Origin of the sequence: Micromonospora sp. NPDC049374, assembly GCF_040677165.1 — a bacterium.
Lineage (GTDB): Bacteria > Actinomycetota > Actinomycetes > Mycobacteriales > Micromonosporaceae > Micromonospora.
The window spans coordinates 1-10,320 of the sequence record NZ_JBFAQH010000035.1; the positions used below are offsets into that span (position 1 = coordinate 1).

At 70.5% G+C, this 10,320-nt stretch carries 2 protein-coding genes; both read left to right on the top strand.

What is annotated here, in order from left to right:
• Positions 1-2,599 (top strand): amino acid adenylation domain-containing protein (locus AB0J93_RS29985; protein ID WP_363925716.1); only part of this gene is annotated, 2,599 nt, incomplete at its 5' end.
• Positions 2,596-10,320: amino acid adenylation domain-containing protein (locus tag AB0J93_RS29990; RefSeq protein ID WP_363925717.1), on the top strand; the 7,725-nt coding region annotated here is incomplete at its 3' end. The genes AB0J93_RS29985 and AB0J93_RS29990, both read left to right, overlap by 4 nt.

The following is a 10,320-nucleotide window of genomic DNA, read 5'->3' on the forward strand; positions in this document are numbered from 1 at the left end:
GCGGGAGGAGCACGAGCGGTTCTTCGCCGAGCTGCTGGGCGACGTGACCGAGCCGACCGCGCCGTACGGGTTGATGGACGTCAGCGGCGACGGTGCCGGGACGTCGGCCGGGATGCCGATCCCCCAGGATGTCGCCGATCGGCTGCGGGACGTGTCGCGGCGTCTCGGTGTGAGCCCGGCGACGGTGCTGCACGTGGCGTGGGCCCGGGTGCTGGCCGTGCTGTCGGGGCGCGACGACGTCGTCTTCGGCACCACTTTGTTCGGCCGGATGAACGCGGGCGCCGGTGCCGACCGCGTGGTCGGTCCGTTCATCAACACGCTCCCGGTGCGGATGCCGACCGGCGACGTCGGCGTCCGCGCGGCGGTCGAGCAGATGCGCAGCCAGCTCGCCGCACTGCTGGAACACGAGCACGCGCCGCTCGCGGTGGCGCAGCAGGCCAGCGGTATCACGGAGAACACGCCGCTGTTCACGTCGCTGTTCAACTACCGTCACGCCGGGCACGGCAACTCCCGTCCGGACACCTCGTCCGAAGGTATGCGCGGCGTCTACTCCAGCGAGCGGACGAACTACCCCCTGGCCGTGTCGGTCAACGACCTGGGCGGCCACGGGCTGAGCTGGACGATCCTCGCCGTCGACCCGATCGATCCGTACGCGGTCGGGCAGTTGCTCTGCACCACGCTGGAGAACCTGGTCGGCGCGCTGACCGACCGCCCCGACACCCCGGTCAGCGCCCTGCGGGTACTCGACGCCAGGCAGCGGGACCAGGTGCTGTCCGGCTGGAACGACACCGCGACCGAGGTCGCCGACGCCACCGCGGCCGAGCTGTTCGCCCGGCAGGTGGCCGAGACCCCGGACGCGGTCGCGGTGGTCGCCGACGATGCACAACTGTCCTTCGTGGAGCTTGATGCCGCCGCGAACCGCCTCGCCGGCTACCTGGTGAGCCAGGGGATCGGCGCGGAATCGGTGGTGGGCCTGTGCCTGCCGCGCAGCGCGGCGATGGTGACCGCGATCCTGGCGGTGTGGAAGGCCGGCGCGGCGTACCTGCCGATCGACCCGGAGCTGCCCGCCGACCGGATCGCGTTCATGCTGGCCGACTGTCGGGTGGCGGTACTGCTCGGCACCGAGGACGTGCTGGACGAGCTGCCGGCCGGCCGGGTGCGGATGGTCGCCGTCGACGACCGGATGGTCGCGGCGATGGTCGCCGCCCAGCCGGGCACCGACCCGGCGGTGTCGGTCGGCCCGGCGGGTTTGGCCTACGTCATCTACACGTCGGGTTCGACCGGCACGCCGAAGGGCGTGGCGGTCACCCACGGCGGCCTGACGAACTATCTGCTGTGGGCGGCCGAGGCCTACCGGATGGCACCCGGCGGCGGTGGCGCGCCGCTGCACTCTTCGCTGGCGTTCGACCTGACGGTCACGAGCGTGCTGGTGCCACTGGTGACCGGATCACCCGTGGTGGTGCACGAGGCCGGCGACGCCGACGGCCTGGCCGCGCTGCTGGGCGAACGCGGCGGGTTCGGGCTCGCGAAGGTCGTGCCGGCGCATCTGCCGCTGCTCGCCGAGTCGCTCTCCGGCGAGGCCGCGGCCGGCGCCGCCCGCACCTGGGTGGTGGGCGGCGAGGCGCTGCCCGGACCGGTGGTCCGGGCGTGGCTGGAGCGCGCGCCCGGCTCGGTCGTGGTAAACGAGTACGGCCCGACCGAGACGGTGGTCGGCTGCTGCGTGTACGAGGTGTCCGCCGGGCAGGAGGTCGGCGACACCGTGCCGATCGGGCGGCCGATCGCCAACACTCGCCTGTACGTCCTCGACGAGGCACTGCAGCCGGTGCCGCCCGGCGTGGCTGGCGAGCTGTACATCGCCGGCGCCGGGGTGGCCCGCGGCTACGTGGGCCGGCCGGGCCTGACGAGCCAGCGATTCGTCGCGTCGCCGTACGCCCCCGGCGAACGGATGTACCGCTCGGGCGACCTCGCGAAGTGGTCGGCCGACGGGCAGCTGGTCTACGAGGGCCGAGCCGACCAGCAGGTGAAGATCCGCGGGTTCCGGATCGAGCCGGGCGAGATCCAAGCCGTGCTGGACGACCATCCGGACGTGATCCAGACCGCGGTCATCGTGCGCGAGGACACGCCCGGCGACAAGCGGCTCGTCGCCTACGTGGTGGCGGACGACGACGTCGCCGATGTGCGGCAGTTCGCCGCGCAGCGGCTGCCGGACTACATGGTGCCGTCCGCGGTGGTGCGGCTCGACCGGCTGCCGCTGACCGTCAACGGCAAACTGGACCGCCGGGCGCTGCCCGCGCCCGACTACGCGCCGCAGGCCGGCACCGGCCGAGCCCCGGCGAACGCGAACGAGACGGCCCTCTGCGAGGTGTTCGCCGAGGTCCTCGGGCTGGACCGGGTGAGCGCCGACGACGACTTCTTCGCGTCGGGCGGCCATTCACTGCTGGCCATCCGTGTGGTGTCCCGGGTTCGTGCCGTCCTGGGCGCCGAACTGTCCCTGCGCGAGCTGTTCGACACGCCGACCCCGGCGGCGCTCGCGACGAAGCTCGGACGGCCTACATCAAACCGACCGGCGTTGCGGCCGATGCGTAAGGAGCAGTCGTGATCCCCTTGTCATTCGCGCAGCGGCGGTTGTGGTTCCTGGGTCAGCTCGAAGGGCCCAGCCCGGTCTACAACATCCCGGTGCTGCTCCGGCTGGGCGCCGACCTCGACGTGGCGGCGCTGGGCGCCGCCCTGCGGGACGTGCTCGGCCGGCACGAGTCGCTGCGGACGCTGATCGCGGTGGCTGACGGCGAGCCCTACCAGCAGATCCTGGACCCGGACCAGCTCGACTGGGAGCTCGACGTTCGGGAGGTCGCGCCGGACGGTCTCGAGGAGGCCGTGGCGGCGGCGTCGCTGCATGCTTTCGACCTCGCGGCGGAGGTGCCGATCCGGGCGTGGCTGTTCCGGACCGACGCGGGCGAGTCCGTGCTCGTGCTCGTGGTGCATCACATCGCCAGCGACGGCTGGTCGATGGCGCCGTTGGGCCGGGACCTGTCCACCGCGTACGAGGCCCGGCTGCGCAACGAGGCACCGGTGTGGGAGCCGCTGCCGGTGCAGTACGCCGACTACGCGCTGTGGCAGCGGGAACTGCTCGGCTCGGAGACCGACCCGGAGAGCGTGCTGTCCGCCCAGGTCGGCTACTGGCGTGAGCAGTTGGCCGGGCTCCCCGAGGAGCTGACCCTGCCGGTCGACCGGCCGCGTCCGCTGGTGGCCTCGCACCGTGGGCACATGGCGCCGCTGAAGGTGCCGCCTGCGGTGCACCGGCGGCTGGCCAAGCTGGCCCGGGCCCAGGGCGTCACGCCGTTCATGGTGCTCCAGTCGGCGCTCGCGGTACTGCTGTCCCGGCTGGGCGCCGGCACCGACATCCCGATCGGCTTCCCGGTCGCGGGCCGCAACGAGGAGGCGCTCAACGACCTGATCGGCTTCTTCGTCAACAACCTGGTCGTCCGCACCGACCTGTCCGGCGACCCGACCTTCACCGAGGTGCTGGCCCGCTCCCGGCAGGCCTGCCTGGGTGCCCTGGAACACCAGGACGTGCCGTTCGAGCGGCTGGTCGAGGAGCTGGCACCGAGCCGGTCCATGGCCCGCCACCCGCTGTTCCAGGTGATGCTGACCGTCCAGAACCTCGAGCGCGGCACGGTGGGCCTGCCTCAGGCCACGTCGACGGCGGCCGGGCCGAAGCTCGGGAACTCGGCCACCACGTCGCGATTCGACCTGGAAGTCGTCGTGGTCGAGTCGTTCGACGCGCAGGGCCGGCCGGCGGGCCTGCACGGCTCGGTGACGGTCGCGGCGGACATGTTCGACGCGTCGACCGCCGAGCGGCTAGCCGAGTGGTACGGGCGGGTGCTGGCCACTGTGACCAGCACGGCGGACGTGCGGCTGCACGCCGTCGAGGTGCTCGCCGCGAAGCAGCGCGAGCAGCTGCTGTCTGGCTGGAATACCGCAGCCGCCAACCTGCCTGACGTGACGTTGGCTGGTCTTGTCGAGCAGCGTGTTGCGGTGGCTCCGGAGGCGGTGGCGGTGGTGGCTGATGGGGTGTCGTTGACCTATGGCGAGTTGGATGCGGCGGCGAATCGTCTTGCTTGGCATTTGGCTGGGTTGGGTGTTGGTTCGGGGTCGTCGGTCGGGGTGGTGTTGGAGCGTGGTGTTGATGTGGTGGTGTCGCTGCTGGCGGTGGTGAAGGCGGGTGCGGCGTATGTGCCGGTGGATCCGCGGTCGCCGGTGCAGCGGGTGGGTCAGGTGTTGGGTGATGCGGCGGTCGTGGTGGTGTTGACGTCGCGGGCGTGTGTGTCGTTGGTGTCCGGGTCGGTGGTGGTGTTGGACGATCCGGAGACGGTGGGGTTGATTGCCGGGTTGCCCGATGTGTCGTTGGGTCGGGTGGTGTCGGTGGAGTCGGCGGCGTATGTGATTTATACGTCGGGTTCGACTGGCGTGCCGAAGGGTGTGGTGGTCAGCCATCGTAATGTTCTCGGTTTGTTGGCTGCGGCTCGTGATGCGTTTGGGCTCGTGGCGGATGATGTGTGGAGTTGTTTCCATTCGTTCGCGTTCGATGTGTCGGTGTGGGAGTTGTGGGGTGCGCTGGTGCACGGCGCGCGGGTGGTGGTGGTGCCGTTTGGGGTGTCGCGGAGTCCGCAGGAGTTTGTTGGGTTGCTCGCGGCTGAGGGTGTGACGATTCTGAGTCAGACTCCGTCGGCGTTCTACCAGTTGTTGTCGGTGGCTCCTGTGCCGTTGGAGTCGGTGCGGTTGGTGGTGTTCGCGGGTGAGGCGTTGGAGCCGTCGCGGGTCTATGGCTGGCTGACCGAGGGTGGGCCGCGGCTGGTCAATATGTATGGCATTACTGAGACCACGGTGCATTCCACGGTGTGGCAGTTGACTGGTGACGAGTTCGGCAGTGTGGTGGGCCGTGGTCTGGCTGGTACGTCGTTGTTTGTGCTCGATGATCGGCTTCGGCCGGTTGCGCCTGGTGTGGTGGGTGAGCTTTATGTGGCCGGTGTGCAGGTGTCGCGGGGTTACGTTGGTCAGCCGGGTCTGACCGGGCAGCGGTTCGTGGCGTCGCCGTTTGTTGCTGGTGAGCGGATGTACCGCTCGGGTGATCTGGCGAAGTGGTCGGCCGACGGGCAGTTGGTGTTCGCGGGTCGCGCGGATCAGCAGGTCAAGGTTCGTGGCTTCCGGATCGAGCCCGGCGAGGTCGAAGCGGTTCTTCAGGAGCATCCGCAGGTTTCGCAGGTTGCGGTCGTTGCTCGTGAGGACGTGCCGGGGGACAGGCGTCTGGTGGCTTATGTGGTGTCGGCCGGTGGGGACGTCACTGGGTTGCGGGAGTTTGTGGGGCAGCGGTTGCCGGAGTACATGGTGCCGTCGGTGGTGGTGGTGCTGGATCGGTTGCCGTTGACGGTGAATGGGAAGTTGGATCGGCGGGCGTTGCCGGCGCCGGAGTATGAGGTGGGGTCCGGTCGTGGTCCGGTGTCGGTGCAGGAGGAGATCCTGTGCGGGGTCTTCGCCGAGGTGCTGGGGCTGGATCGGGTGGGCGTCGATGATGACTTCTTCCGTCTGGGTGGGCATTCGCTGTTGGCGGTGCGGTTGTCGTCGCGGGTTCGGGCGGTGTTGGGTGCCGAGATTCCGCTGAGGGTGTTGTTCGAGGCGCCGACTGTGGCGGGTTTGGTGGGGTGGCTGGCGGCTGGCCATGCTGGTCGGGCGCGGCTTGCCATCAGGACGGACAACCGGCCGGAGCGTGTGCCGTTGTCGTTTGCGCAGCAGCGGTTGTGGTTCCTTGGTCAGCTTGAAGGGCCGAGTCCGCTTTACAACCTTCCGGTGGTGGTGCGTCTGGATGGTGGGGTGGATGTTGGCGCGTTGGATGCGGCGTTGCGTGACGTGATTGGTCGTCATGAGTCGTTGCGGACGGTGTTCGCGGTGGCGGACGGTGAGCCGTATCAACGGATTCTGGATGTTGGGGAGGTGCCGTCGGTTCTTCGGGTGCAGGCGGTGGCGCCGGAGGAGCTGGATCGGGTTGTGGGTGAGGCGACCGGCTATGCGTTCGATCTCGCTGTTGAGTTGCCGATCCGGGCGTGGTTGTTTGAGCCTTCTGTTCTCGTGTTGGTGGTGCATCACATCGCTAGCGACGGTTGGTCGGCGGCGCCGTTGAATCGGGATCTGGCGTTGGCGTATGAGGCGCGGTTGCGGGGTGAGGCGCCGGTGTGGGTGCCGTTGCCGGTGCAGTATGCCGATTACGCGGTTTGGCAGCGTGAGTTGCTGGGGTCGGAGTCGGATCCGGGGAGCCTGTTGTCGGCGCAGGTGTCCTATTGGCGGGAGGCGTTGTCGGGTGCGCCGGAGGAGTTGACTCTGCCGGTGGATCATCCGCGGCCGGCGGTGGCTTCGCATCGTGGGTATCAGGTGCCGCTGTCGGTGTCGGCTGAGGTGCATTTGCGGCTTGTCGAGTTGGCTCGGGCCGAGGGCGTGACCACGTTCATGGTGTTGCAGGCCGCGTTCGCGGTGTTGTTGTCCCGGCTGGGTGCCGGGAATGATATTCCGATCGGTTTCCCGGTGGCGGGGCGCAATGACGAGGCGTTGGACGATCTGGTCGGGTTCTTCGTCAATACCTTGGTGCTGCGTACGGACCTGTCGGGTGACCCGACGTTCGCTGAGGTGTTGGGTCGGGTGCGGCGGTCCACGTTGGATGCTCTGGAACACCAGGACGTGCCGTTCGAGCGTCTCGTGGAGGAGCTGGCGCCGTTGCGGTCGCTGGCCCGGCATCCGCTGTTCCAGGTGATGCTCACCCTGCAGAACCTCGAACGCGGCACTGCCGGCCGGCCATCGGCGCAAGCCGGAGCGGTGAACGCGCGATTCGACGTGGAGATGACCGCAGCCGAGGCGTTCGACACCGACGGCCGCCCGGCCGGACTGCACGGTGTGCTCGTGGTCGCGGCCGACCTGTTCGACGCGCCGACCGCGGAACGGATCGCCGAATGGTTCGTACGGGTGCTGACGGCTCTGACCGCCACCCCCGGCACCCGGCTGCGCGGCGTCGAACTGCTCGACGCGAGCCTGCGGGACCGGGTGCTGGTCGGGTGGAACGACACCGCCGCCGAGATCACCGACGCCACCGTCGTGGACCTGTTCGACCGGCAGGTCGCCGCCTTCCCGGACGCGGTCGCGGTGATCGGCGACGGCGTCGAGCTGTCCTACCGCGAGCTGGACGCGGCGGCCAACCGGGTGGCGCGGCACCTGGCCGCCCAGGGAGTCCGGGCGGAGTCGGTCGTCGCGGTCGTGATGGACCGCGGCGTCGACCTGGTGACCGCGCTGCTCGGCGTGTGGAAGGCCGGCGGCGCCTATCTGCCGATCGACCCGAAGGCGCCGGCCCGGCGCATCGAGTTCATGCTGTCCGACAGTGGCGCGCAGCACGTGCTGACCTCGACGGAGGGCGACTGGACCGTGCCGGCCACGGTGGTGTCGGAGCTGGGCGACGTCGACGACAGCCCGGTGCCGGTAAGGCTCTCAGCGGCCGGTGCGGCGTATGTGATCTACACGTCCGGGTCGACCGGCACCCCGAAGGGCGTCGTCGTGTCGCATGCCGGTGCGGTGAACCTGCGGCTGGCGCAGGCCCGGACCTGGAACACCGGGCCGGGCGCGCGGGTGCTCCAGTTCGCGTCGATCGGCTTTGACGCCGCGACGTGGGAACTGCTGATGGCGTTGGGTGGCGGCGGCGCGCTGGTCGTGGCCCCCGCCGACGAGCTGCGGCCCGGTTCGGGCCTGGCGGAGCTGCTGGACCGGCACGCGGTGACCCACGCGACCCTGCCGCCGGCGGTGCTGGCCGTGCTGGACCCGGCAACCGTCCGCTCGGTCGGGACCGTGGTGTCCGCGGGCGAGGCGCTGGACCGGGCCCTGGTGGACCGGTGGGCGACCGGGCGGCAGCTGGTGAACGCGTACGGCCCGACCGAAACCTCGGTGTGCGCCACGATGTCGGCGCCGCTGTCCGTGGGCCAGGCCCCGACCGTGGGCGGCCCGATCGCGAACACCCGGGCGTACGTGCTCGACGACAGCCTGGCCCCGGTGCCGCCGGGCGTGGCCGGTGAACTCTACATCGCCGGCGCCGGGGTGGCGCGCGGCTATGTGGGCCGTGCCGCGTTGACCGCCGAACGGTTCGTGGCCTGCCCGTTCGGCTCCGACGAGCGGATGTACCGCACCGGCGACCTGGTGAAATGGACCCCGGACGGGCAACTTATGTACGCCGGCCGGGTCGACCAACAGGTCAAGGTCCGCGGCTACCGCATCGAGCCGGGCGAGATCGAGGCGGTCCTTCAGGCCCACCCGGACGTGCTCCACGCCGCGGTGACGGTGCGCGAGGACGCCCCTGGGGATCGGCGATTGGTGGCGTACGTCGTACCGGCCGACGGCAACGCCGGTGTCACCGGCCTGGCCGAGTTCGCGGGGCAGCAGCTGCCGGAGTACATGGTGCCCGCCGCGGTGGTGGTGCTGGACCGGCTGCCGCTGACCGTCAACGGCAAGCTGGACCGGCGGGCGTTGCCGGCGCCGGACTACTCGGCCGGCACGGGCCGCGACCCGGCCACGGCGCAGGAGGAGATCCTGTGCGCGGTCTTCGCCGAGGTGCTCGGCCTCGACCGGGTCGGCGTCGATGACGACTTCTTCCGCCTGGGCGGCCATTCGCTGCTCGCGGTGCGGCTGGTGGAGCTGCTGCGCGGCCGCGGTGTCGCGGTGTCGGTGCGGGCGCTGTTCGAGACCCCGACCCCGGCCGGGCTGGCCTCCACCACCGCGGCCGACGTGCTCGTGGTACCGGACAACCTGATCCCGGACGGCGCGGACCACATCACGGCGGACATGCTGCCGCTGGTCGCGTTCACCGACGCCGATGTCGAGCGCGTGGTAGCCGGCGTCGAAGGCGGCGCGGCGAACGTGGCCGACGTGTACCCGTTGGCGCCGCTTCAGGAAGGCCTGCTGTTCCACCATCTGATGGCCCGGGACGGCGAGGATCCGTACGTCTCGGCGTTCGTCATGCGGTTCGACACACGGGGCCACCTCGACGCGTTCGTGGCCGCGCTCCAACAGGTCGTGAACCGGCACGACATCTACCGCACCGCGGTCGTGTGGGACGGGCTGCCGGAGCCGGCGCAGGTGGTGTGGCGCACCGTCGCGCTGCCGGTGACGACCCACCTGCTCGGCGAGGAACTGGCGGCCGACCCGGTGGCCGGTCTGGTCGAGCTGGCCGGGTCGGGCATGGACCTGAGCCGGCCGCCGCTGATGGACGTGCACGTGGCGCGGGGCGGTGACGGCTGGCTGGGTCTGCTGCGGATGCACCACATGCTCCAGGACCACCAGGGCATGGACGTCCTCCAGCAGGAGGTGCAGGCAATCCTCGACGGGCGGTCGGCGGAGCTGGCGCCGGCCCTGCCGTTCCGCAACTTCGTGGCGCAGGCCCGCAGCGTTCCGCGGGCCGAGCACGAGCGGTACTTCGCGGCGCTGCTCGGCGACGTGACGGAGCCGACCGCGCCGTACGGCCTGATGGACGTGCTGGGCGACGGCACCGGGTCGACCGCCGCGGTGGTGCCGGTGCCGGACGACGTCGCCGGCCGGCTGCGCGAGGTGTCGCGGCAACTCGGCGTGAGCGCGGCGACCGTGCTGCACGTGGCGTGGGCGCGGGTGCTGTCGGTGCTGTCGGGCCGTGACGACGTGGTGTTCGGCACGGTGTTGTTCGGCCGGATGAACGCGGGTGCGGGCGCCGACCGGGTGGTCGGTCCGTTCATCAACACGCTGCCGGTGCGGGTGCCGACCGGGCGGGTGGGGGTGCGCGCCGCGGTGGCGGAGATGCGGCGGCAGCTCGCGGCGCTGTTGGAGCACGAGCACGCGTCGCTGGCCGTGGCACAGCAGGCGAGCGGGGTCGCCGAGAACACGCCGCTGTTCACGTCGCTGTTCAACTACCGGTTTGTCGCGCCGGGCGGGGAGCCGAGTGGGACGCAGCAGGGCATCCGCAGCGTCTACTCGCGGGAGCGGACGAACTATCCACTGACGGTGGCGGTCAACGACCGGGATACGGGCGGGCTGAGCCTCAGCGTGGAGGTGATCAACCCCCTCGACCCGGAGGCGATCGGGCGGTTGCTGTGCACCGCCGTCGAGAATCTGGTCGCCGCGCTCGGCGAGGGCGATGTTCCGGTGCACGCGGTGGAGGTGCTCGAGGCGCCGCAGCGGGAGCAGCTTCTGCTCGGTTGGAACGGCACTGTGGTTGATCTTCCTGCGGGGACGTTTGGGGCGGTTTTCGAGGCGCGGGTGGGTTTGTCG